General features: G+C 71.3%; 16 protein-coding genes. 13 read left to right on the top strand and 3 right to left on the bottom strand.

Going from position 1 to position 23,400, the window contains the following annotated elements; translation table 11 throughout:
* Window positions 1-2: 2 nt before the first annotated feature.
* Window positions 3-4,757, bottom strand: coding sequence for an alpha-2-macroglobulin family protein (locus tag P1V51_11215; protein MDF1563606.1), 4,755 nt, complete (start codon window positions 4,755-4,757; stop codon window positions 3-5).
* Window positions 4,758-4,907: 150 nt separating this feature from the next.
* Complete coding sequence (locus P1V51_11210; GenBank protein MDF1563605.1) at window positions 4,908-5,282, bottom strand: hypothetical protein; 375 nt, start codon at window positions 5,280-5,282, stop codon at window positions 4,908-4,910.
* Window positions 5,283-5,363: 81 nt separating this feature from the next.
* Here P1V51_11210 and P1V51_11205 point away from each other — a divergent pair, with 81 nt between their 5' ends.
* From P1V51_11205 to P1V51_11165, 9 genes are all read left to right on the top strand, one after another.
* A complete protein-coding gene (locus tag P1V51_11205; protein MDF1563604.1) occupies window positions 5,364-7,265 on the top strand; it encodes a hypothetical protein in 1,902 nt (633 codons plus the stop codon).
* A gap of 150 nt (window positions 7,266-7,415) precedes the next feature.
* Window positions 7,416-8,030: an RNA polymerase sigma factor gene (locus tag P1V51_11200; protein MDF1563603.1), complete on the top strand. Its 615-nt coding sequence runs from the start codon at window positions 7,416-7,418 to the stop codon at window positions 8,028-8,030.
* Entirely contained in the window at window positions 8,027-8,707 is a 681-nt protein-coding gene (locus tag P1V51_11195) for a hypothetical protein (GenBank protein ID MDF1563602.1), read from the top strand. Before P1V51_11200 ends, P1V51_11195 begins: the two co-directional genes overlap by 4 nt.
* A 32-nt stretch (window positions 8,708-8,739) precedes the next feature.
* The gene (locus P1V51_11190) at window positions 8,740-9,438 is read left to right on the top strand and encodes a prepilin-type N-terminal cleavage/methylation domain-containing protein (GenBank protein MDF1563601.1); all 699 of its coding nucleotides are present in this window, start codon (window positions 8,740-8,742) and stop codon (window positions 9,436-9,438) included.
* Window positions 9,431-10,093, top strand: a complete 663-nt coding sequence (locus P1V51_11185; protein MDF1563600.1) for a prepilin-type N-terminal cleavage/methylation domain-containing protein — start codon at window positions 9,431-9,433, stop codon at window positions 10,091-10,093. Before P1V51_11190 ends, P1V51_11185 begins: the two co-directional genes overlap by 8 nt.
* Before the next feature lie 10 nt (window positions 10,094-10,103).
* Window positions 10,104-11,462, top strand: a complete 1,359-nt coding sequence (locus P1V51_11180; GenBank protein MDF1563599.1) for a prepilin-type N-terminal cleavage/methylation domain-containing protein — start codon at window positions 10,104-10,106, stop codon at window positions 11,460-11,462.
* Window positions 11,463-11,476: 14 nt separating this feature from the next.
* Window positions 11,477-11,983 (top strand): hypothetical protein, encoded by a 507-nt coding sequence (locus P1V51_11175; GenBank protein ID MDF1563598.1) that lies wholly within the window; start codon window positions 11,477-11,479, stop codon window positions 11,981-11,983.
* Window positions 11,984-12,001: 18 nt separating this feature from the next.
* Window positions 12,002-16,192 carry a hypothetical protein gene (locus P1V51_11170; protein ID MDF1563597.1) on the top strand — a complete coding sequence of 1,397 codons (4,191 nt, stop codon included), beginning with the start codon at window positions 12,002-12,004 and terminating at the stop codon, window positions 16,190-16,192.
* A gap of 197 nt (window positions 16,193-16,389) precedes the next feature.
* Window positions 16,390-17,073, top strand: a complete 684-nt coding sequence (locus tag P1V51_11165) for a hypothetical protein (protein MDF1563596.1) — start codon at window positions 16,390-16,392, stop codon at window positions 17,071-17,073.
* A gap of 225 nt (window positions 17,074-17,298) precedes the next feature.
* On the opposite strand, the gene P1V51_11160 is transcribed toward P1V51_11165, so the two are convergent.
* Window positions 17,299-17,934 carry a hypothetical protein gene (locus P1V51_11160; protein ID MDF1563595.1) on the bottom strand — a complete coding sequence of 212 codons (636 nt, stop codon included), beginning with the start codon at window positions 17,932-17,934 and terminating at the stop codon, window positions 17,299-17,301.
* Window positions 17,935-18,038: 104 nt separating this feature from the next.
* Between P1V51_11160 and P1V51_11155 the strand changes: the two genes are divergently transcribed.
* The 4 genes from P1V51_11155 (at window position 18,039) to P1V51_11140 (ending at window position 23,398) form a co-directional block, all read left to right on the top strand.
* Window positions 18,039-18,635 carry a NifU family protein gene (locus P1V51_11155; GenBank protein ID MDF1563594.1) on the top strand — a complete coding sequence of 199 codons (597 nt, stop codon included), beginning with the start codon at window positions 18,039-18,041 and terminating at the stop codon, window positions 18,633-18,635.
* A 187-nt stretch (window positions 18,636-18,822) separates the two neighbouring features.
* Complete coding sequence (locus tag P1V51_11150) at window positions 18,823-20,268, top strand: MopE-related protein (protein ID MDF1563593.1); 1,446 nt, start codon at window positions 18,823-18,825, stop codon at window positions 20,266-20,268.
* A 136-nt stretch (window positions 20,269-20,404) separates the two neighbouring features.
* On the top strand, window positions 20,405-22,888 hold the full coding sequence (locus P1V51_11145; protein ID MDF1563592.1) for a VCBS repeat-containing protein: 2,484 nt from the start codon (window positions 20,405-20,407) through the stop codon (window positions 22,886-22,888).
* Window positions 22,889-22,918: 30 nt separating this feature from the next.
* On the top strand, window positions 22,919-23,398 hold the full coding sequence (locus P1V51_11140) for a hypothetical protein (protein ID MDF1563591.1): 480 nt from the start codon (window positions 22,919-22,921) through the stop codon (window positions 23,396-23,398).
* The last annotated feature ends 2 nt before the right edge of the window (window positions 23,399-23,400 follow it).

Here is a 23,400-nt window from a genome sequence, read left to right as displayed (position 1 = left end):
CGTCAGGGCGCGGTCACCACGAAGGCCACCGGCGGCGACACGGCCTTCTCCTGCGGCATGTAGTAGCCGTAGGCCTCGGTCGCCGGCGCCTCGAGCTCACCGGCCAGGGTGGGCATCGCGCCGAAGCTGAAGGTCTCGCTGGCGTTGCGCTCGAGCTTGTGGAGGTAGAGCACCACGCCGGTGGCGCTGGTCTCGAAGCGCGAGATGCGCCCGGTCTGCACCATGGCGGTGAGGTCGTCCGCCACCGGCACCATGCCCGGGGCGAGGCCCACCTTCACCAGGATCTGATCGGCGTCGCTGGCCGTGGTGTTGGTGACCGTCACCGAGACCGGATCGACCTCACCCACCGAGAGGGTCTGCAGCCCGTGGCTGACCTCGACGGCCACCCCGCCGGCGGCGCGGCCGGCGCCCCAGTCGAGGTGGTGCAGGCCGACGACCTGGTACATCAGCTGACCGGTGCCGGCGAAGCGCAGCTCGACGGTGTGATCACCGGGGGTGGCGTGCTCGGAGAGCTCGAGGAGGCGCACCACGTCGGAGGTGTCGGGATCGACGATGGCGGTGCCCACCACGATGCCGTCCACCAGCACCTCGATGGTGCCGTTCACGGCCGGGGCGCCCGCCCCCCGCACGCTGGCGGTGAAGGCGCGCAGGGCCTGGACGGTGGCCTGGGTCTGGCTCCAGGTGCCCAGGGAGTCCTTGCTCTTGGCGAGGAAGCCCAGCGCGCCCTCGGCGGCGTCGAGGTAGGAGCCGCCGGCGAGGAAGGCCTGGGCCGCCACGGCGGTGGTCTCGATGCCGGCGCTGCTGCCGGAGGCGCCGCTCCAGGACTGGTTGCCGGGGCCGCTCCAGCTGAAGTGCCCCTCGGCGTCCACCGAGGCGCCCTCGTACATCGAGGCCAGCGCCACGCCGGCCTGGCTGCTGCCCGCGCGGGAGAGGCTGCGGCTGACCGCCGCCAGGGTGAAGGGCGCGTCGATGCCGCTCGCCAGCCGGCCCTCGAGGTAGGAGAGGCCACGGCTGACCGCGCCCTCCTGGCCGCCGGCCGCCGAGAGGGCCTCGATGGCGAAGGCCGTGACGGTTGCAGGGTCCTCGGAGAGGAAGTCGTTGCCCATGTGGAGGGCGTCGCCCTTGGGCCAGGAGCCGTCGGCGGCCTGCTGCGCGGCCAGCCAGGCGGCGTGGCGGTCGATGATGGCCTGCTCGACCTCGATCACCGACTTCATGTCCTCGAGGATGAGGATGCCCAGGGCGGTGAGGATCTTGTTGCCCGGCTCGTCGTTGCCCCACCAGTTGAAGCCGCCGCTGGGCGACTCGTAGCCCACCAGCATCTGGTAGCCCTTCTGGATGAAGGTCATCGCCTTCTCCATGGTCTCGGGGCTGCCGGTGCCGCTGGCCTGCATGTACTCGGCGACCATGACGTTGGGCCAGGTGGTGGAGGTGGACTGCTCGAAGCAGCCGTGGGGCTCGGAGAGGATGGCGTCCATGCCCTCGACGGTCTGGGCCATCACCCCCGGGTAGATCTTCACCGAGAGCTTGTTGCCGCCCGCGATGCCGGTGACCGGGAAGGTCACGCTGCCGCCGACGGTGCCCGGCTCGATGCGGCCGGAAAGGCCGTTGTCGATGGGCTCGCCGCCGGGCTGCACCAGGACCGTGCGGCGCATGGCGTCGGTGACGCTGCCCCCGCTCGCCACGACCGAGAAGCCCTTCACGCCCACGCCCAGGGCGCGGATGCGGAAGGTGACGCCCCGGACGCTGCCGGCGGGCACGGTGACGGTGGCGGTGCCGGCCGAGAGGAGCTCGTACCAGCTCTCGGGCTGGGCGGTGACGGTCACCGGGAGGTCCTGCTCCAGGTAGTTGTAGACGGCGACGGGGATCTCCAGCTCGTCCTCCCGGGTGAGGGTGGGCGGCAGGGTGGCGTCGATGAAGAAGTCCTGGAAGACCTTCAGGTCGCCCTCGCCGCCCCCCACGCGACCGTCGAGGGTCGAGGCGGTGGCCGCGATCTTCCAGGTGGTGATGGTGTCCGCGGCGAGGAGGTCGACGCTGGCCGCGCCGCTGGCGTCGGTGATCAGCGCGGGCTCCACCAGGAGGGTCTCGGGGAAGTACGAGCGCACCTTCGTCGCGGCGCTGCCGCCGAGGCCACCCTCGTCGCGGGCGTTCGGGGCGGGCGCGCCCCCGGCGGTCGGACCCGCCGCGCCGTCGAAGGCCGCGTCGCCGTCCTCCCAGCCCCAGCCGCCGTTGCCGTAGAGCAGGGTCCACAGGTCGACCGCGCGCTCCTGATCGTCGGCGGTGTCGAAGAGCTCGTCCGGACCGGCGCCGAGGAAGCGGTAGCTCCAGCGGTCGCTGCTGCGGGTGCGCAGGGGCTGGCCGTAGGCGTCGGCGGTGTGGCCGGCGACGGAGGGCACGTAGCGGGCGGCGTTCTCCTCGGTGAAGAGCCCTCGCTCGGCGGCGCGCTGCAGCTTCTCGATGAGGTCGTCGGTGGTGCGGGTGAAGCGCTGGGAGGCCAGCCCCTTCACCCCGGCCAGCTCGGCCCGGTAGCTGTTGAGGTCGATGCCGAAGGCCGAGGCCATCGGGCCGGCGGCGAAGAGGAGGCGGCTGGCGGCCTCGCGGCTCTCGGCGTCACCGGAGAGGATCTCGGAGGCGGCGTGACCGGCCACGCTCCGGGGCACCTCGGCGCCGAAGGCCAGGGTGGAGGCCTCGGCGCCCGGGCGCGCGCCGCCGAGGGCGAAGACCGCAGGGTCGACGACGGCCAGGCCCACGGCCGCGGGGATGCCGGCGCCCTGGGCGTCGCGCACCTGCACGTCGATCCGGGTGGCCTCACCCGGCGCGGTGCGGGCCGGGGAGGTCAGCTCGATCGCCACCGCGTCGTCGGCGTCGACGAAGATCGTCCGGCTGCCCCGCACCATCTTTCCGCCGTCGCCGGGGAAGGAGGCGTCGAGGGTGAGCGCGCCGGCGTGGGCGGCGGTCAGCGGGATCTCGAGGCTGCCCCGGCCGCCCGAGAGGGCGACCTCGGTCAGGGAGAGGGCGCGGCCGCCCCGGCCGAGGTCGAGGGCGACGGAGCCGGGCGCGCCGACGGAGAGGATCTGGGCCCGCAGGGTCTGGCCCACCTGGTAGATCGAGGCGTCGGTCTGCACGACGATGCCGCTCGCGGCGGGCTCGGGGAGGGCGAGGGAGGTGGTGGCCTGCCGCCCGTCGGCGTGGGTGGCGGTCAGGCTCAGGAGGAGCGCCTCGCTCCCGGCCGGCAGCTGCAGGGTCGCGATGCCGCGGGCGTCGGTCTGCACCGTCCCGAAGGTGCCGGCGTCGACCGTGGCCACGACCGGCGCGCCGGTGGGCTCGGTGACGGCGATGATGAGCGGGGTCACGAGCCCGGCGATGGGCGCGTGCTCGGGGTGGGCGAAGATCGCGAGGTCGCCGTCGGTCAGGGTCCGGGTGGCGCTCTGGTCCACCACCTGCGCCGCGGTGTCGGTGACCTGGGCGGCGAAGGTGATGGCGCCGCCGGCCTGGCTGACCGAGAGGCTGGTGGGAAGGAGGAGGTCGAAGGCGAAGCCGCCGTCGATCAGCGCGCCGTCGGCGGTGGCGAGGGTGGTGGCCGCCTCACCGGCGCCGATCTGCGCCTCGAGGTGCACCTGCCCCTCCACGGGCTCCCCGAAGAAGTAGGCCGCGCTGACGCTGCCCTGCACCCGGTCACCCGGGCGGTAGTAGCCCTCGTCGGTCTCGAGGGTGACCTTGAACTTGGGCAGGCTGTAGCGCTCGACGACGAGCTCCCGCTGGGCGGTGCTTCCGTCCACGGTGGCCTGGAGGATCCAGGTGCCGAAGTTCAGCTCGTCGGCCAGCGGCACCTTGGTCGCGGCGATGCCGTAGGTGTCGGCGGTGTGGCGCTGCTTGAAGACCTTGTTGCCCTTGGCGTCGCGGAGCTCGAAGAGGACCTCCCGCCCCTCGGCCGGGGCCCGGGTGTCGCCGTCGAGGGCCAGCACCCGCAGGTGCATCGTCTGGCCGGGCTGGTAGCGGGGCTTGTCGGTGGTCAGCAGCACGGTCTGCCGGCGGGTGATCCGCAGGGGCTGCCTCAGCTCGGCGGTCAGCTCGCCGGCCTCGAGCAGGGCCTCGAGGGTGCCGGTGGCGATGACCTCCGGCGCGACGATGGCGAGGTTGGCCCGGCCCTCGGCGTCGGTGGTGGCCGTCGCGAGGGTGCTGGCCACCTCGTCCGCGTCGACGAAGGTCAGGGTGAGGCGCGCCCCCTCGAGGGGCCGCCCCGAGGCCGGATCGCGGGCGAAGGCGCGGGCGAAAGTGGGCTGCCCGGCGGCCAGCTCGGTGGGGGTCAGGAGGATCAGCTCGGCCTTGGAGAGGGCCACCCAGAGGTCGCGGCCGCCGAAGATGGTCTCGCCGCCGGAGCGGATCTCGTAGCGGATCAGGTAGCGGGCCAGATCCTCGCGGTCGAGGCCGGCGTCCACCCCCGGGAGGGCCAGCTCGAAGCGCTCGCTGCCTCCGGCGAGGGAGAAGCGGCGATCGGCCTCGCCGACGACGGTGTCCTTCTCACCGGAGAGATCGACCAGCTGCAGGACGATCTTCCCGCTGACCGTCCCGCCCTTGGTGGCGGTGAGGGGCAGGGAGACGGTGGCCGTCGAGCCCTCGACCCGGGCGGTGATCCGCGCCTCGTCGAGGGAGAGCCCGTCGATGGCGTGGGTCTCCGGGGGCCACGGTGAGTCCTTGAAGCAGCCGACCACCGAGATGGACAGGGCGAGAGCCAGAGCGATCCGCGACAGACGAAGCATGATTCATCCCCTCTTCGAAAAGGAAGTCCCGGTCCGGATGACGCAAGGCCGGTGCCAGCGCCCCCGAGCCCCCCAAGTGCGTGAAAGCAGGGGCTCCTCGCCCGGGCGGCCGCCGGACGATCCGTCAGAAAACTGTGATCCAGCGGGGGATCATTCGATGAGGATGCCCCCGCCCTCCCCGGCCTCCCGGGCCAGGCGGATGGCCTCCCGCAGGTTGCCGACCCGCCGCACGACGTAGTCCACCCGCAGCTCGCTGTCGGTGGCCAGGCGCACCACCTCTCGCGCGACGATCGAGAGCTCGGCCTCCAGGAGGTCGAGCCCCTCGCCCTCGACCCGGACGGCCCCCGTGGCGATCCGCGGCAGGATCGAGCAGCCCAGGGAGCGCATCAGCTCCGAGCCCCAGAGGGCGTGGCGGGTGGCCTCGATGCCCACCAGCTCGTCGTGGGGAGGCGCCGGCAGAGCCCGCACGGGCCGCCGCTCCCCGGTCTCCTCGTCGCGCTCGAAGGCCTGGACGACGATGCTCATGAGCTCGACTCTACTGCGCTTCCCTCCCGCCGTGCGGGATCTTGGACCCGGGGTCGGCTTCTGCGCCATACTCGGCGGGTCATGAGGTCGTTCGTCCTGGGGGGGATCCTGGCGGTCCTCCTGCCCGCCACTGCTGCGTTCGCCCGCGACCGGGAGCCGGTCGCTCACCACGGGCAGAGCGCCGCCGAGCTGCGCCTGGAGTCGAAGCCCTCCCACCTCGTGCTGCGCCGCAACGAGACGGCGACCTTCCGCCTGCTGCTGCCGGCGGCCGACGGCAAGGCCGAGGGCCGCCCGGTGAAGACCACCGGCCCGGTGCGGGTGGCGGTGAACTCGGGCACGGCCAGCGAGCCGGTGCTCGAGGAAGATGGCCACTGGCGCATCGACTACGCCCTGCCCGAGGTGGGCTACCCCCACTACCTGCTGATGCTGGCCTCGGTGCCCCTCTCCACCGGTGAGGCCCTGGCGGCCTTCGAGGTCCCCCTCTCGGGCATCGCGCGGGTGAAGGTCGACACCATCCCCGGCGCGCGGGTCTACGGCGAGATCGCCGGCCGCACGGCGGGCCCCTTCACCGCGGACGAGAGGGGCGAGGTCGAGCTGCGCCTCCCGGCGCGCCCCGGCGAGAACACGGCCACCATCCGGGCCAAGGACGCCACCGGGGCCCGGCGGGGGCGGACGATGAAGCTCCCCACCCCACCGCAGAACAAGGTGGTCACTCTCCGGATGCTCCCCTCCGGCGGGGAGGGGGACACTCCGCCGGTGGGCTTCTGGCTCCACGCCCGCGGGAAGAGCAGCCTGGAGCGCCTGCTGCTGCAGGCCGAGCCCGGTGGGCTCCTGCAACCCGAGGAGCTCGACGGCGGGCTGCTGGCCGTGCGGATCCCGGAGACGGTCTCCCTGGGCGGCTGGGACGAGGTGACGGTCCAGGTGCGCCTGCGCAAGGATCCGGTCAGCCGCGCGGACCTGACCCTGGTGGTCCCCGAGGCCCGGCGGGGTCCGGGGCTGCTCCTCCTCGCCCCCGAGGCGGGCCCGCCGGAGGGGCTGGTGCAGGCGCTACGGGAGGCCGGGGTCCGCCCCCGGGTCTTCAAGACCACCCAGCCCTTCGCCGAGAAGGCCGGGCGGCTCCTCGCCGAGGGCAAGGAGAAGGCCGCGGCCTGGACCGAGGGCGAGCCCCCCCGGGCGGTGCTGGTGATGTCCCGCCCCGGAGACGTGGGGGACATGGTCGAGGAGCGCTTCGAGAGCGAGGAGCGCGAGCCGGGCAAGCGCTGGGCGGCCCTGGCCGCCAAGCTGCGCGCCGCGCTGAAGCGCCCGCCGAAGGTCACCCTCCCCGACCCGGGGAGCGAGCGCGGCATCGGACCCGGCACTCCGGAGGTCCCGCCCCTGCCCGAGCCCACCACCGCCGTCTGCGAGACCCAGGGCCTGGCCTGGTGGCCCCACCGGGCCTTCGCCCTCACCTTCGCCCTGGCCCCGAAGGTGGCCCTCGGCGGCGGCGAGCTCGGGGCGAACTTCACGGTGGGCACCGAGCTACGCGGTCACCTGAAGCTGCTGCGCCGCCCCGCCTGGCTCTCGGATCTGCGGGTGCTGGCCGGCGCCTCCCTCTCGGTGGACGCGGCCGAGCGGATCGTGGCCGGCGACCTGGGCATCTGGCTGCGGGGCCGCTACGCGCTCCTCGACCTCGCCGCCCTCCTGCCCCTCGACCTCTCCTTCGAGCGCCTGCTCCTGGTGGGGCCCCGGGTGGCCCTGCGGGTGGGGCAGCTGAAGGCCAAGGCGGTGGTGGTGGACGGCTACCTGGCCCCCGAGGCGCAGCTGGCCGCCGACCTCTCCGCCGGCCTGGAGGCCCGCTTCCGCCTCCGGCGGGTCGAGCTGGGCACCGGGCTGGCCGCCGAGATCCCGCTCTTGCCCCTCACGGTGCTCCCCGCGGGCACCCGCAGCCTGCTCCACGAGCAGGTGCGCCTCCGGGCCGATCTCCGGGTCTCCTTCCTCTTTTAAAGGGAGGACCCGAAATTTGTGGATCGGGGGGCCGGGGAGGTAGGCTCGGGAGTAGCGCATTCGTCCGTGATTTCAGTGGGTTGGAAAAAAGTTTCAACCGGATCGCCCCCCCACTCCACTAATACCGGTGACGATGACGCGTCTCTTCCCATGCCCCTGCCCCGGAAAGCACCCCAGGAGCCCGATCCCCAGACCCTCGCGGCCTGCCGGGCGGGCGATCCCGCGGCGCTCGAGCGCGTCTTCCGCGAGCAGCTGCCGGTCCTCGAGCGGCTCCTCGCCCGCCTCCTCGGTCCGGATCCCGACCGCGAGGACGTGCTGCAGCAGGTCCTCCTCGCCGCGGTGGCGGCCTTCCCGGCTTTTCGCGGTGAGGCCTCGGTCCGCACCTGGCTCGCAGGCATCGCGATCCGCACCGTCCGGCAGCACTGGCGCCAGGGCGCGCCACGGCGCCGGGTCCCCCTCGAGCTGGTCCCCGAGCCCGAGGGCGATCCCGGGCAGGGCCCCGGCCCGCTCCTGGCCGACCAGCGCGAGGGCATCCGCCGCCTCTACGAGCACCTCGAGGCGCTCTCGGAGCGCAAGCGGATCGCCTTCGTCCTCCACGTCCTCGAGGGACGCAGCATCGCGGAGGTCGCGGCGCTGATGGAGGCCACCCTGAGCGCGACCAAGTCCCGGGTCTTCTTCGCCCGCCGCGAGCTGGTGAAGCGCGCCCGCCGGGATCCTCTGCTCTCCAGCCTGGTCCAGCACGGCCAGGGGGAGGGTGAGCGATGAGCCTGCTCTCCTGCATGGAGGTCACCTCCCTCCTCGAGGGCCGGGCCGCGGGCCTGCAGAGCGCCGAGGCCATCAAGGTCGAGCAGCACCTCGCCACCTGCGCCGAGTGCCGGGAGACCGGAGACTACCTCGCGACCTTCGGCCAGCTGGCCAGCGCCGTCCCCTCGCTCGAGCCCCGCCGCTCCGAGCGCGCCCTGGCCATGGCCCTGGCCGTGACCACCCTCGAGGCCAACCGGCCGGTGCCCATCCCCCGGCCGAAGCACCACGGCCCCTCCGATCTGCGGCGGGTGGCGGCCTTCGGCGCCGGCGCGGCGCTGGTGGTCACCCTCTCGGTCATCGCCTTCGCCCACAGCCTCCCCGAGCAGCGCGAGCTCGCGCCGGCGAAGACCACCCGCCACGAGGCGCTCGAGCTGGCGCCGGCCAGGGTGCCGGTCCCCGCCGCCCTCCAGACCTTCACCGCCACCTCCGAGAGCGTGCTCTCCTTCGCCGGCGGCGTCCGCATCAGCCTCACCGAGGGCAGCGAGCTGCAGTGGCGGCCCGCCACCGCCGGGCACGACGTAACCGTCCACCTGCTCACCGGCTCGGCGCGCGTGCTGGGCCCCGACGACACCCTGATCTGTGAGCTCGGCCCCGGCCAGCGCTGCGCGCTGCCGGCCGCCGGCGCTCTCGAACGCTGAACGCTTCCTCCCCGCTTGGAGGGTTTTCGACCATGAACACCGACCGCCGCACTCACGGATTCACCCTCATCGAGCTGATGGTGACCGTCACGCTCGTGGGCATCATGGCCGGGCTGGCCATCGCCGGCGCCCGGCAGATGACCCCCCGGCTGCGAGCGACCCGCTCGATCGCCGACCTGGTCGCCATCTTCCGGCAGGCCCCCCGCCTCGCCGCGGCCTCGAACGCCGACCTCTGGCTGGGGCTCGAGGATCCGAACTCCGGCACCTCGCCCTACCACTACGTCCTCATCCAGGACTGGAACGGCAACTTCGACCGGGCGGGCTTCGATCCGGCAAACCCCCGGGACGACTTCGACGACGACGGCGGCAAGCGCACCGACCGCCTGCTGACCAAGGGCGAGATCTACGAGAGCGTCAAGTACTACCGGGGAACGGACGTGAAGGGCCCCTCGATGAACGAGATCCCCGGCTTCTACCGCCCGGTGGTCCTCGCCACCCAGCCCCGCTGCACCACCTACGGCTTCTCGGCCACGGGCTGCCCCGTGACGGGCAGCAACCAGATGACCTGGATCCGCTTCAAGGCCAACGGCGAGGTGGAGGTGCCCGGCAACGGCAACGCCCGCTTCATCTCGTTGATCCTCGGGCGGAGCAACCTCGAAGAGAACAGCGAGAAGACCATCATCGTCGTCTCCCTTCCCTACGGCCTGGTGGAGATCTTCCACGATGCGTGATTCCAAGCAGAGGCACTCGTCCCCCTCCCGCCGGGAGGCCGGCTTCTCCCTGATCGAGGTGATGATCGCCGTCGTCGTGATGAGCGTCGGCATGGTCGGCCTGGTCAGCATGCTCAACGTGGCCGCCAAGCGCGACGGCGACGGGCGGCGCAAGGACCGGGCGACGGCCATCGCCTACGACCTGCTCCACTACCTCGAGCGCCTGCCCTTCGACGCCCCGGCCCTGGTCGACACGCACACCAGCAACGGCACCGACCTGATGGACGAGAACGGCACCTTCGCGGGCATGGACAACACCAACCTGCCCGCCAGCACCTTCGACCACTCCGGCGGCGATCTGCCCGACGCCGACACTGGCAGCTTCATGGGCGTGGTCGTCCCGGCAGACCAGCAGTTCGTGGGCTACGCCCCGGCCGGCACCTTCACCGAGGGCACCGGCAACCGCCCGACCCTCGACTTCAACAACGACGGCAAGGACGACTTCAACCGCAACTGGATCGTCGTCGACGACCCGCCGCGTCCGGGTGAGTCGGTCTCCCCGGGCAAGAAGATCGGGGTGGTCGTGACCTGGCGGGACCCCTCGCTGGGCATCCGCCAGCGCGTCACGGTCGTGGGCTACCGCGCCAACCGCAAGCTCGTGCTCCCGCAGCAGTGAGGTGACGATCATGCAGACCCAGCGAAAGAACTCGAAGATGCGCAGCGCGGCGGGCTTCACCCTCGTCGAGTTGATGATCTCCACGGTGATCTCCGGCTTCGTCGTCGCCGGCGGCGTCACGGCCATGATGGCCTTCAACCGGATGGAGGCCGACCTCGGCCACGAGCGCAAGGCGGGCCAGCAGAACCGCCGCGGCACCGCCGTCCTCGAGCGGATGCTCCTCCAGGCCGGCTACGGCGTCGATCCCTTCATCGCCTTCGACCCCCACCGCCCCGACGAGGACTGCAAGGCGAACAACGGCATCTGCCTGACCAACAACCTCGGCGCGCCGGGCTTCCCGACCTACACCGCCGCCGTGGGCTCCGACGACGTCCTCTTCGCCGCCCGGGATCCCAACTACTTCGCCCTGGCCGAAGATCCCGACACCTCCAAGCCGGACTCGGACCCGACCAAGGCCGTCCCCATGCTGCGGGGCAAGGCCTGGCAGATCTCGGCCGCCTCCGCCACCAGCCTCACCCTCGAGGCCAACGGCAGCGCGACCAAGCTCCCGCCGGGGACCGTCCTCCTGGCCATCTGCCCCGGAGGCTACACCTACACCCTGGTGACCCTGCGCGCCGCCGCGGACGTCCTCGCGACCACCGACACCACCGTCTCCCTCACCACCGAGGTGGCGGACGATCCCTTCCAGCAGTCCAACGCGGCCGGCTCGGCCGCCTGCCTGGGCGCCGGTCAGGCGCGGGCCTTCGTCATCAACCGCTACCGCTTCATGGTCCGCCAGGACAACGCCATCGGCCGCCGCTACCTGCTGCTCTCCCGCAGCCTCGATCGCAACGGGGACGCCAAGATCGACTGGACCGACTGGGAGGTGGTCTCGGCGAACGTGGGCGACCTGCAGGCCGCCTACATCATGCGGGACGGCACGGTCTGGGGTCAGGACGCGGGGGCCGCGCAGTCCGCTCGGCGCCCGGGTGGCGCCAACCAGAGCGCGGTGCTCTCGGCCCTCACCGACGCGGGCCTCGAGCCCTGCTCCAACGAGATGACCATCCCCTTCTACCAGGCCCGGGCCCTGGCTCCCTGCCAGCTGGACTCCTCCGCCCAGCGAGCGAACGCCACGGCCGCGGCCACCCAGCCCGGACAGCCGGAGGCCCTCTGGGGCAACGTGCGCGCCGTCCGCCTCACCCTGCTGACCCAGACTCAGCGGCCGATGCTCAAGCGCGGCGGCGCGGTGAACACCCTCGTCGACGCGCCGCTCCTCTCGAGCACCGAGGACCACCTCCTCCCCGCCGCCCGGGACGGCAAGCCCCGCTTCCGCCTCTCCACCGTCGTCCCCCTGCCGAACATGGCGAGCCGGGGCATCCCCCTCATCTAGCCGGGAGATCGAACGTGAACCATTCCTCGAGAAAGTACGAGCGAGGCAGCACCCTGGTCGTGGTGAGCGTCCTGCTCTCGGCGGTCCTGGTGGCCGGCGCCTCGATGATCGCCATCTCCGGCCGCGACCTCGAAGAGGCCTCGGCGGCGACCCGCCAGCAGGCCCTGCGCTCCTGCGCCAAGGCCGCCCGCGAGGTCTTCGTCTCGAACCTGCGCTTCGGGAAGGGGATGCCCAGCACCTTCGCCATGCAGGTGAAGGACCCCAGCGGCAACACCATCCTCGACCTGGGTCCGGGCCACGATCCGATGGCCGTCCACGGACCGAAGATCCAGGACATCGAGTTCATCGACGACGGCAGCCTGGGGCGCGGACGCACCGCGCTGATGGCCGAGACCCTGACCAACGACATCGGACCGACCGCGATGGGCGCCGGGGGCGCCGGAGCGCGGGTGACCGCGCGCTGCCGTGACACGGTGGGGCGCGTCTCCGAGGTCGAGTTCTTGATCCGCTACGGACTGTAGGAAGTGAGGAGCCAGACCATGAACACGAAGCACTTCGAGTCGAAGGCGTCACGCGAGCCCGCCACCTGGGGCCGCGTCCTCCTGGCCCTCCTGGGCGTCACCGGCCTCGCCCTCGCCGCGCCCACCCCGGCCGCGGCCCAGAGCGAGGCCGCCTGCCTCCTGCGGGGCACCAGCATGGCCCAGAGCATCGTCGCGCCGCCCAAGGGAGGCGACAACGACTTCTTCTCCTCCTCGGGCGGGCCGCCGAACCTCATCTGGATCCTCGACACCTCGGGATCGATGAAGCACATGCCGGTCTATCCGGATAGCGACGGCTGCGGCTTCACCGGCTACGACAGCCTCGGCTACGATCCGGTCGCCCACGATCCGGCCAGCAACCCCTACCCGGACTTCGACGGCAAGACGACCGGCTCGGACGGCCTGCCGGACAGCGGCCAGGTCGGCCTCTACGATCCCCTGGAGGTCTACCTCTGCGACCGCGACGACTCGAGCGTCCGGTGCCAGGAGAGCGGCGAGACCTCGGCGAAGGTGGCCGACGTCTGCGGCACCAACACCACCTGCTCGACCTGTCTCACCACGAAGGGCTTCTGGAGGAGAGACAGCGACCACATCTTCTACATGGGCAACTTCATGAACATCTACCCGCCCAAGTACGTCGCGGCCCGCAAGGCCCTCAAGGACGTGGTGCGGGAGACCAAGGCCGTGCGGATGTCGGTGCTGGGCCTCAACGGAGACAGCGGCGCCAAGTGGCTCACCGCCTCGGATCCGGATCCCGGCTGCAACAACGCCTGGCCGCCGGACAAGTCCTCCTTCTACAACAACCGCTCCTCGATCCTCTCCAAGATCAACGCCCTGGCCAAGGGCGACTTCGACAACCGAACCCCCCTGGCCGAGGCCCTCCTCGACGCCGGCCAGTTCCTCGGCTTCGGTGACGACTTCTTCGTCGCCAACGGCTGGACCATCGACTCGAACTTCACCAGCGACAACAACACCAGCAGCGACATCAAGTGGTCCATCTGCTGGGAGTGTCAGCAGTCGAACGCCGTGCTGATCACCGACGGCGCGCCCTACGACGACAACGACGGCATCCCCTGGGCCATCTCCAACCTGAGCACCCCCTGCCCCTCGGTCGGCGGAGGCTCCTGCGGCAGCAACCTCCTCCACAAGGTCGCCCACGCCTTCAACACCTCGGACATCAACCTCTACCACGCCGAAGCGCAGACCATGACCACCTACACGGTCTCCTTCGCCCTGGACGACGCCGACGCGGACACGCTCCTCTCGGCGACCGCCGACGCCGGCGGCGGCTTCTACGTGAAGGCCGACAACACCGCCGCCCTGGTCGCGGGCCTGCAGTCGGTGGTCGACGACGTGGTCAGCCGGAGCATCTCCTTCACCACCTCGAGCTTCTCGGGCGTGCAGTCGACCTCCAGCCAGTCGATCCTGCTCCCCCGCCTGATCCCGGACAAGGGCGTGCCCTGGAAGGGTGAGCTCTACCGCTTCGACTTCCTCTCGGAGTTCGTGGCCGACATCGACCTGAACAACGACGGGAAGAAGGACCAGTTCTTCCTCGTCGACAAGGACTGCTCCAACGTCGACTGGCCCAACGTCACCTCCCCGCCGGCCTCCTGCAAGCCCGTCGAGTCCGACCCGGTCCTCGGCCTCTTCTGGAAGAAGACCGGCGGCAGCTGCGGCCGGCTCGGCTGGTGCGACGACTCGGACCTGAGCAACGCCCCCGCGGTGCCCCACTGGGAGGCCGGCGATCGGCTGAAGGCCAAGACCGCCAACAACCGCCGGATCTACACGGTCATCGACAGCGCCACGGGGCAGGACGGCATCATCGACGCCAGCGATCCGGTGATCCCCTTCACCGAGACCAACGCGGCGGATCTGCTGCCCTACCTCGACCTCACGACCGCGACCTGCACCGACATCGCCACCCGCCACGGCCACCCGGCCTTCGCGGACCTCGAGGCCTGCGCCAAGGCCGTGATCCGCTTCGTCCGGGGCCGCAAGCTCGACGACTCGGGTGACCGCAACTACCTCCTCTCCGACATCTTCCACTCGAGCCCGGTGGTCGTCGAGCCGCCCACCCCCTTCGGGCTGCTCAACACCCCCTTCCGCAACCCGCAGTCGATGGTGACCCTCGGCGTGGACAACGAGTTCCAGTCCGACCCCGGGACCACCAACGCCTACGCCGAGTTCGCCAAGGACTATCGGGCCCGGGACCGGGTGGCGGTCTTCGGCTCCAACGGCGGCATGATCCACGCCGTCAACGTCGGCAACTGCACCAGCAACTGCGGCACCGGTGACATCAAGAGCCCCGAGTACGACCGCGGCAACGGCAACGAGCTCTGGGCCTTCATCCCTCCGGACATGCTGCCCAAGCTGAAGTTCTTCGTCATCTCGGCCGACCACCACCTCTTCGTGGATGGGGCCCCCTGGGTGAAGAACATCTGGGTCGACGGGCTCGTGGGCGGCGCCGACTACCAGCGCCAGAAGGGCGAGTTCGTCACCCTCGGCATCTTCAACGAGCGCCGCGGCGGCGTGCACCGTACGGCCCTCGACCTCACCGAGCTCGACGATCCCTCCTACGTGCCGAAGTTCCTCTGGACCTTCCCGCCCATCGACGCCACCGGCAGCAGCTCGGCGGTGGGTCTGCAGATCGTCAACGCCGGCGAGACCTGGGGCGACACCCTCCCCGCCCCGGCCCCCATCGGCCCCATCCGCTACGAGGACACCGGCAGCCCGGCGAGCCACGACGGCACCAACTTCACCGAGCGGTGGATCGTCGCCTTCGGCGCGGGCTACGACCAGCTGAACCTGCGCGGCCGCGGCTGGTACATGCTGGACGCCTACACCGGCGAGGTCCTCTGGGACTTCACCCACCAGGACGGCGCCGCCATCAAGGGTGAGCTGCACTTCTCCTTCGCCGCCGCGCCCGCGCTGACGGCCTGGGGCAACGCCAACACCCGGACCTACAACAACCCCTACTTCGACACCCTCGTCGTCGGCGACACCGGTGGCCAGCTCTGGAGCGGCCGCTTCGCCGATCCCGATCCGACGAAGTGGGTCGGCGCCCGGGTCTTCAAGGAGAACGCCTCGACCTCGAGCATCTCGGGCCGCAACCCCTTCTTCTCCATCGTCTGGTTCTCGGTGCTGGAGGAGTCGAGCCTGCTGCGGGCCAACGTCGGCACCGGCAACCGCCACCACCTGCGCGACTCGGGCGGCGGCGAGTGCGGCTTCGACAACCTCTACGCCTGCAACCGGATGGGCTGCTCGGTCTCGATCGATCCCGACTCGCCGATCGTCGGCCCCTACGGCATGACCCACGTGGACTGGATCCTCAACGCCGACGGCTCCTGGGGCAAGGACCACCACCAGGACTTCCAGCTCAGCTCCGGCAAGTCGGCCTGCACCGACGGGGTCTTCGCCCGGGCCAACATCGACCTGGAGTGCCCCGGCGTCCCCAGCGGCACCACCAAGTTCACCACCGACGGCCTCTACGACTGCGACAACAGCAGCTGCACGACGACGCCCACCGGCTTCGACGTGGGCGCCATCAAGTGTGCGGATCAGTCCACCTGGCCGAAGAACCGCTTCTACTCGATCCGGGTCTTCGGAGGCACCCGCACCCCCTACAACGACGCCTCCAGCGCGGCCGCCTACGACAGCTCGATGCTCTCCAACGGCACCACGCCCTCGACCAACATCGTCGAGGCCAACACCTTCGCCGTCGGCAGCCTCTCCCCGGGCTGGTACTACGAGTACCCGGTGCTCGAGGAGCGGACGGCCACCGGCGCGGTGGGCGGCGGCGCCTGCATCATCTGGGGCTCGCTCCAGGCCGCTCCCCCGCCCAGCTGCTCGGGCAAGGGGGGGAACGCCTGCGGCCTCGGAGGCGGCAACATCGCCTACATGTACTTCCGCAACGCCGTCACCGGAAAGGTGGGCTGCGTGGACAACACCGGCACCGGCTGGGACGCCACCGAGGGCCGCCAGAACATGGGCTCCGATCCCAAGCCGCCGCCGCCGCCGCAGGTCATCGTCCAGGCCTCGAGCACCGGCCAGGTGAAGAGCTCGGTGGCCACCGCCGAGGGCGGCGGGGTCGACGTGGGACAGGGTGACTCCCTCTTCCAGTCCTACACCGTCATCGAGGTCCCGACGGATACCCACAACGTCCGCCACGCGGCCGAGGTGGAAGCGCCCTGATCACCTGATTCCAGGGGGAGGTGGGAACCTTCGCTTTTGGGTTCCATCCGGGGCCGGCTTCGAGGAGAGGCCGGCCCCACTCTTTTGTTGGGCTCCATTTCGCCGCAGCCCGAGGCGTGCTACCAAACCAGGACGGCCCCGACGGCCGGGGATGACGAGCCAAGGAGACGATCGTGGGACGAATCTTTTCGCTGGCGTTGACTGCCCTTCTGCTTCTCTCTGCGACCTCGGCGCTGGCCGCCCCCAAGAAGGCCGCCACCGACCCGAAGTCGAAGGAGGCCGGCCTCGCCCTCCAGGACGAGCCCCGCAAGGTGGCCGAGGCCTACCTCGACGCCCTGGCGGGCAAGGGTGACGAGTCGGCCCGGGGCTACCTCCTGGGCGGCGTGACCTTCAGCGCCGAGGACGTGACGATCCCCAACTGGGAGATCATCGAGCGCAAGGCCGTCGTGAAGGAGAGCGCCTTCCTGGCCCCGGCCATCAAGTACATGCACGACCTCGACGCCGCCGGCGCGAAGTCGCTGACCGCGCTCCTCGACGACGACAAGAAGGCCCCGGCCCCCAAGGCCGTCACCAAGACCCTGGCCCCGACCCGCAAGCAGATCGCCGCGTTCCAGAAGGACCACCCGGTCTTCGCGCAGGTCGCCCGGGTGGGCAAGGCCGTCTACTGGCACCCCCACAACCCCTGGCGGCTGCTGGTCGAGTCCATCGATCAGGCGGGCAAGTACGAGCTCGAGGTCCACGTCTTCCTGGTCAAGGAGGCGCGCGAGCAGAAGGACGGCGGCGACCGCACCTGGCCCCTGCGGGTGGTGCGCTTCAAGACCGACAGCCACGACACCGGCCTGAAGATCCTGCCGGCCTCGTCGTGGGACCCGGATTTCTGATCACGCACCGCATTGCCGTCGCGGCGCCTCCGAGCTTCGGGAAAGGTCCTCTTCGGTGGCGTCCACGCCCGGGGCGATGGCTACGAGCTATGAGCTGCGAGCTGTGAGCGAGGAGTGCTCCCCTGAATGAAGAGGCGAGCCACGGCCCCCTTCACATCCGGACTTCGGCTTGCTCAAAGCTCGCAGCTCAAAGCTGGCAGCTCACAGCCGACAGGTACACCAGCTTTACCGCTCCCACTCCTCGGTGCCCTCGATGTCCTTGAAGAAGTCCTTCACCGGCGGCTTGCTGCCGAGCAGGAAGGAGACCTCCCGCTCCCGGTTGGGCGCGACGATGATCTTGCGGGTGGCGAGGTCGTCTCCGTCGAGCTCCTCGACCCGCACGGTGTGATCCCCGGCGGGCTGCACCAGGTGCAGCACCGGCTTGGCCTCCCCCACGATGGCGCCGTCCACCGTGACCCGGCAGGGCTGACTGCAGCGGACGACCAGCTGCCCGTTGCCCAGGGCCGCAGGATCGCCGATCACGGCCGGCGCCGCCGCCTCACCCGCCTCACCGGCAGGATCCGCCGCCGGCCGCTCGGAGACCTGGCGCCCGGGCACCGGCTTGCCCGGCCGGCTCACCCTCCGCGGCCGCGTCGGCGGGGCAGGCTCGGACTCGGACTCGGCCCCCTCCGGGGGCGGGCCGGCCTCGAACTCCTCGAGGCGAGGCCCGAAGAGGGCCGAGGGGCCCCCCGCGTCGTAGAGGGCCACCGCGCCCGCGGCCAGCAGGCAGGAGATCAGGAAGACCAGGGCCACCTTGAGGTAGCCGCCCCGCTCCTGCTCGCCCGAGGAAGGATCCCTGTGCTCGTCTCGCTCCCCGCTCATCGCGGCGCCGATCTTCGCCTGACGGCCTCGATCGTGTAAAGACCGCCACCTTTCGCGAGCCCCGCCTGCGAGATCCCGTGCAGGGGATTATCATCGGAAGCCACATGGAAACGAAGCTGAAGCTGGAGATCACCGAGCCTGCCCTCAAACTCCTCGCCGAGGCCCTCGCCTCGGGCGAGGCGAGCGATCACGCCATCCGGGTGCGCGCCCGGCGGATCGGCGTCCGGCGCTTCGTCTACGGGATGGACGTCGTCCCCGAGACCGACGCCCGGAGCGACGACGCCGTGCTCACCCTGCGGGAGGGCAAGGTCCTGGTCTGGGTCGATCCCGAGAGCGCGGCCAACCTCGAGGGCGCGACCATCGACTTCGTCGACATGGGCGGCCTGCAGGGCGCCGGCTTCAAGTTCGAAAACCCCCAGGAGACCCCCAGCTGGGAGGATCCCGTCAGCCAGAGCCTGCAGAAGCTCCTCGACGCGGAGATCAACCCCTCCCTCGCCGGCCACGGCGGCTTCGTCGAGATCCTGCGGGTCGAGGACGGTATCGCCTACGTGAGCATGGGCGGCGGCTGCCAGGGCTGCGGCCAGGCGTCGGCGACCCTGACCGAGGGGGTCGAGCGGCACGTCGTCGAGCGGATCCCCGAGATCACCCGGCTGGTCGACGTGACCGATCATGCTGCGGGTGAGAATCCCTACTTCGAGTAGGGGCCTCGAGCTCGCCACCCTCCGTACCCGTACACGTACACGTCCACGTGCTCGGTATCTCCCGAGGCTCGAGTCGTGGGCGCCGGGGAGAACCCGTGCGCGTGTACGTGGACGTGTACGTGTACGGGGATGCTCCGCTACTCTGGTGGGAATGAGAGGGGTCCTCGCAGCGGCATCCGCCGCACTGATGATGATCGCCTGCGGCGCCGAGGGCCTACCCTCCGGCCCCTCTCTCCAACCTCAGCTCCAGACCGGGCGCCAGGGCCTGCGGGTCGGCCAGCCCCGCGAGGGCTACCCCAACCACGACGAGCAGCTGATGCTGGTCGCGATCAACCGCTCCCGCTCGGATCCGAACAACGTGGCGCTGGAGACGGCGGGCGCCTGCCCCACGACGGGATCGGCCTGGCGGGCGCCCCTCCCCCCCCTGATGTGGTCCTTCGAGGGCTCCCGCGCCGCGCGCTTCCACGGCGCCCACGCCGCCCTCAACGGCGGCGGCCTCTCCCACGAGAGCTACTGCGATCTGCGGCCCGACGTGGGGACCAACGGCTGCGCCGGGGAGGCCTCCTGCTCCTGCACCTTCCGCAGCGGCTGCTGGAGCTGCGACAGCAAGGCCGGCTGCGGCACCGATCCCTTCGAGCGGGGGCGGCTCTTCGGCTTCCCGGCCCAGAACGAGGTGCTGGCGGCGAACCAGTCCGACGGCTGGACGGCGAACCGCGCCTGGATCACCGAGTGCATCGGCGAGGACGGCCACCGCCTGATCCTGACCAGCGACGGCCAGGACAGCATCGGGGTGGGAGGCTACCGGGGCGGCTCCTGCTGGCAGCGCCACTGGGGCGCCAACGGGGCCCACCTCGCCGTGCCCCTCGCCGTGCTCCCGGCCGGCGTCCACCGCGACCTCGGGGGCGGGCGCATCGCCTACTACGTGAACTACCACGAGCCCTCGGGCGGACCGCTGGAGCTGGACCTGGTCCTCGACGGGGCCTGCCTCCCCATGAGCCGGGAGATCGGCACCCCCGAGAACGGCACCTGGTGGCTCGAGCTCGCCGACGACGGCCAGTGCCACCAGTACTGGTTCCGGGCCCGCGGCCCCGACGGCGCCCGCCACACCTGGCCCGAGGTCGGCGCCTGGCGAAGCGGCGCCTGCGAGGGCTTCGTCGCCCAGGCCCTGCCCGCGGACTGCGAGAGCTGCACCGAGGGGGAGACGATCGCCTGCGGCCTCGGGCGCTGCGCCGGAGAGGCCACCTGCAGCGGCGGCGCCTTCGGCGCCTGCGCGGGCCCGGCCCCTGAGGCCGAGAGCTGCAACGGTGAGGACGACGACTGCGACGGCCACGTCCCGGCCGAGGAGTACGATCACGACCTCGACGGCTACAGCGCCTGCGAGGGTGACTGCGACGACCACGATCCCGACCTCGCGCCGGGCGTGGAGGAGCTCTGCAACCGGATCGACGACGACTGTGACGGAGTCACCGACGAGGGCTGCGGCGAGCCGGATGGGGGGCCCGGGCCCGATGGGGGGACCGTGCCGCCAGAGGAGCCGAAGGGCTGCGGGTGCGAGGGCACCTCGAGGTCTGCGGCCGGCGTCGTCGCCTGGCTGCTATTGGTGGGAGCGACGGTCGGGAGGAGAAGGCTGTGAGCTGCGAGCGACGAGCTGTGAGCAACCCGGCTCACCTGGGTGAATCCGCGCTCCCGGGTGCCCTCTTCAGATCCGGGCACCTCATTGCTCGCAGCTCGAAGCTCACAGCTCGTAGCCCGAAGGAGCACCCTCGCCCATGAAGCACCGCCTTCCCATCGTTCTCCTCGCCGCCGTGCTCCTCACGACCCAGTCCTGCTCCTGCGAGCCCACGAGCGGCACCGCCGCCCTCGGCGACGCCTGCAAGCGCGACCGGGACTGCCAGAGCCCCCTCCTCTGCGTGGAGGGGGTCTGCGCCGAGTGCGCCGATGACCTCGACTGCGGGGGCACCAACACCTGCTCGGGGGGTCTCTGCCAGCAGGTCTGCGACGATCCGGCCGAGGCCTGCGAGGCGGGGGGTAGCTGCTGCCCGGGGCGGGGCGAGTGCCTCGAGGGCCGCTGCCTGCCCGAGTGCCTCGGGACCCGCTGCGGCGCGGCCCTCGAGCTCTGCTGCGGCGCGGGGACGGTCTGCGAGGCCGGCCTCTGCATGACCGACTGCGGCGGGGCCGAGCGCTGCGGCGTCGGCCTCGATCTCTGCTGCGGCGCCGGGGAGATCTGCTACGGCACGAGCTGCACCCCGGCCTTCGTCCCCTGCAACGGGCCCATCGACTGCCCCGAGGACCAGATCTGCGAGCGCGATCTCGGGGTCTGCATCGACCGCACCTCCGTGGGCACCTGCGAGTACCACCCGCCCGCCGGCGTCTTCACCCCCGGCGCCGACTGCCGCTGGTCGCCGGCGGCGGGCGACCTCGACCCCAACCGGGTCGACGTCGTGATGACCCCGGTGGTGGGCAACCTGACGGATGACACCGACGACGGCCTGACCAACACCTTCGACCTCCCCGACATCGCCTTCGTCAGCTACGACCGCATCGGGGACGGCTGCTGCAACACGCCGGGCACCCTGCGCATCGTGGACGGGCGCTGCAACAACGACGGCACGATGCGGACCCTCTTCGCCACCAGCACCCCGGCCCTCGACAACTCGGGCGGCCTGGCCCTGGGCGACCTCGACGGCGACGGGGTCCCGGAGCTCGTCGGCATCCTCTGGAACCCTGCCTCGGGCAACGGCCGCCCCCAGGGGACCGTGGCCTTCCGGCGCACCTCGGCGAACGGCGCGGCCTGGGAGGTCTACTGGCAGAACGACACCTACCCCACCTTCGACGTGCACCAACGCGGCGGCGCCCAGCCCTCGATCGTCAACCTCGATGGGCGGGGCGGACCCGAGGTCGTCATCGGCAACGTCGTCCTCGACGGCCAGACCGGCGCCCTCGTCTGGGACGGCGTGGTCGAGAGCGGCGGCACCGGCGGCATCGGCAACAACGCCTTCCTGGGCCCCGTCTCCACCGTGGCCGACCTCGACCTCGACAACGAGAACGAGGTCATCGCCGGCAACACCGTCTACCACGCGGACGGCAGCGTCTGGTGGACCTACGCCTACTCCACCAGCAACTCCTCCTGCGGCGCCCAGGGCGCCCTGACCTGCGACGGCTACAACGGCGTGGGCAACTTCGACGGGGACCCCGAGGGCGAGGTGGTCGTCGTGCGCCAGGGAGAGATCTTCGTCTTCGAGCACGACGGCGGGCTCAAGTGGCGCCAGCCCATCCCGGTGGACGACTGCCCCAACAACGAGAGCGGGCCGCCGACGGTGGCCGACTTCGACGGGGACGGCCGGCCCGAGATCGGCACCGCCGCCGGGGACTTCTACGTGGTGGCCGACCTCGACTGCCAGGCCCCCCCCCTCCCGGCGGGCTGCCAGAGCCCGGGCGTGCTCTGGGCCGTCCCCAACCAGGACTGCTCCAGCCGGGTCACCGCCTCCTCGGTCTTCGACTTCGACGGGGACGGCAAGGCCGAGGTCGTCTACGCCGACGAGACCACCTTCCGGATCTTCGACGGCACCACCGGCGCGGTGCTCTTCACCGACGCCGCGCACCGCAGCCACACGCGGCTGGAGGAGCCGGTGATCGCCGATGTGGACAACGACGGCAACGCCGAGGTGATCATCGCCGAGAACCGCACCAATAGCGGCGCCGGGCAGCCCGGGATCATCGTCTGGTCCGATGCCAACGACAACTGGGTCTTCACCCGGCGGATCTGGAACCAGCACGGCTACCACGTCTCGAACGTGGGTGAGCGGGGCGACATCCCCCAGCAGGAGACCCCCAACTGGACCGACCCGGCCCTCAACAACTTCCGGCAGAACGTCCAGGGAGAGGGGCTCTTCTGGGCCCCGGACCTGGTGGTCCTGAACCTGGCGGCCTCCTGCGACGGGGACGGCACCCTGCACCTCGCCTTCGAGGTCATGAACCAGGGCAGCCGGATCGTCCCGGCGGGGGTGCCGGTGACCGTCTACCTGGAGGGGACGGCCCTCTTCACCCTGCTCACGACCACCGCCCTCATCCCCGGGCAGCGGGAGGCCCTGACCCATGACCACCCCCTGGATCCGGCCCAGCGGGACACCCCCCTGGACCTGAGGGTGGCGGCCGACGACGGCGGGGGCGGGACAGGCGTCCACAACGAGTGCACCGAGGACAACAACGACGCCGAGCGGCAGGGCTTCCTCTGCGGTGGTGTGATCCCCTGACAACGCCGGGCACGGTGCTAAACTCCGGCCATGCGCAAGCTTGCCCTCCTCCTGCTGCCCCTGCTGGCCCTGCCCGCCTGCGGCCCGGCCGACGTCGCCGGCGAGTACACGATCTCGGTGACCAACCGGGAGAACGAGTGCGGCTGGTCGAACTGGACGGAAGGAGACCAGACCACCGGCGTGCCGGTGACCGTCACCCAGGACGGCAACGACGTCACCGCCGTGGTCGGCGGGCTGACCCGCGTGCTCCTCGACCCGGTGCTCGGCGGCCACACCTTCTCCGGTGAGATCCACGGCGACGGGCTGGACCTGACCCTCTACGGCACCCGCTCCCAGACCCAGGGCAACTGCACCTACACCACCAACGCCAACCTCCTGGCCGAGGCGGACGGCGACGTCCTGACCGGTGAGATCCTCTACACCGAGGCCACCAACGGGAACCCCGACTGCGACGCCATCGCGGAGTGCGTGACCCGCCAGGTCTTCAACGGCACCCGGCCCCCGCAGTAGGC

Source organism: Deltaproteobacteria bacterium (assembly GCA_029210625.1).
Taxonomy (GTDB): domain Bacteria; phylum Myxococcota; class Myxococcia; order SLRQ01; family SLRQ01; genus JARGFU01.
This window is presented reverse-complemented; position numbering and strand designations above follow the sequence as displayed.

What these genes read in the sequence shown, in the direction of transcription:
- P1V51_11210 (MDF1563605.1), bottom strand. Translation starts at nt 5,282, where the DNA reads ATGAGCATCGTCGTCCAGGCCTTCGAGCGCGACGAGGAGACCGGGGAG.
- P1V51_11205 (MDF1563604.1), top strand. Translation starts at nt 5,364, where the DNA reads ATGAGGTCGTTCGTCCTGGGGGGGATCCTGGCGGTCCTCCTGCCCGCC.
- P1V51_11200 (MDF1563603.1), top strand. Translation starts at nt 7,416, where the DNA reads ATGCCCCTGCCCCGGAAAGCACCCCAGGAGCCCGATCCCCAGACCCTC.
- P1V51_11160 (MDF1563595.1), bottom strand. Translation starts at nt 17,934, where the DNA reads ATGAGCGGGGAGCGAGACGAGCACAGGGATCCTTCCTCGGGCGAGCAG.
- P1V51_11140 (MDF1563591.1), top strand. Translation starts at nt 22,919, where the DNA reads ATGCGCAAGCTTGCCCTCCTCCTGCTGCCCCTGCTGGCCCTGCCCGCC.
- P1V51_11195 (MDF1563602.1), top strand. Translation starts at nt 8,027, where the DNA reads ATGAGCCTGCTCTCCTGCATGGAGGTCACCTCCCTCCTCGAGGGCCGG.
- P1V51_11180 (MDF1563599.1), top strand. Translation starts at nt 10,104, where the DNA reads ATGCAGACCCAGCGAAAGAACTCGAAGATGCGCAGCGCGGCGGGCTTC.
- P1V51_11215 (MDF1563606.1), bottom strand. Translation starts at nt 4,757, where the DNA reads ATGCTTCGTCTGTCGCGGATCGCTCTGGCTCTCGCCCTGTCCATCTCG.
- P1V51_11185 (MDF1563600.1), top strand. Translation starts at nt 9,431, where the DNA reads ATGCGTGATTCCAAGCAGAGGCACTCGTCCCCCTCCCGCCGGGAGGCC.
- P1V51_11145 (MDF1563592.1), top strand. Translation starts at nt 20,405, where the DNA reads ATGAAGCACCGCCTTCCCATCGTTCTCCTCGCCGCCGTGCTCCTCACG.
- P1V51_11170 (MDF1563597.1), top strand. Translation starts at nt 12,002, where the DNA reads ATGAACACGAAGCACTTCGAGTCGAAGGCGTCACGCGAGCCCGCCACC.
- P1V51_11150 (MDF1563593.1), top strand. Translation starts at nt 18,823, where the DNA reads ATGATGATCGCCTGCGGCGCCGAGGGCCTACCCTCCGGCCCCTCTCTC.
- P1V51_11190 (MDF1563601.1), top strand. Translation starts at nt 8,740, where the DNA reads ATGAACACCGACCGCCGCACTCACGGATTCACCCTCATCGAGCTGATG.
- P1V51_11155 (MDF1563594.1), top strand. Translation starts at nt 18,039, where the DNA reads ATGGAAACGAAGCTGAAGCTGGAGATCACCGAGCCTGCCCTCAAACTC.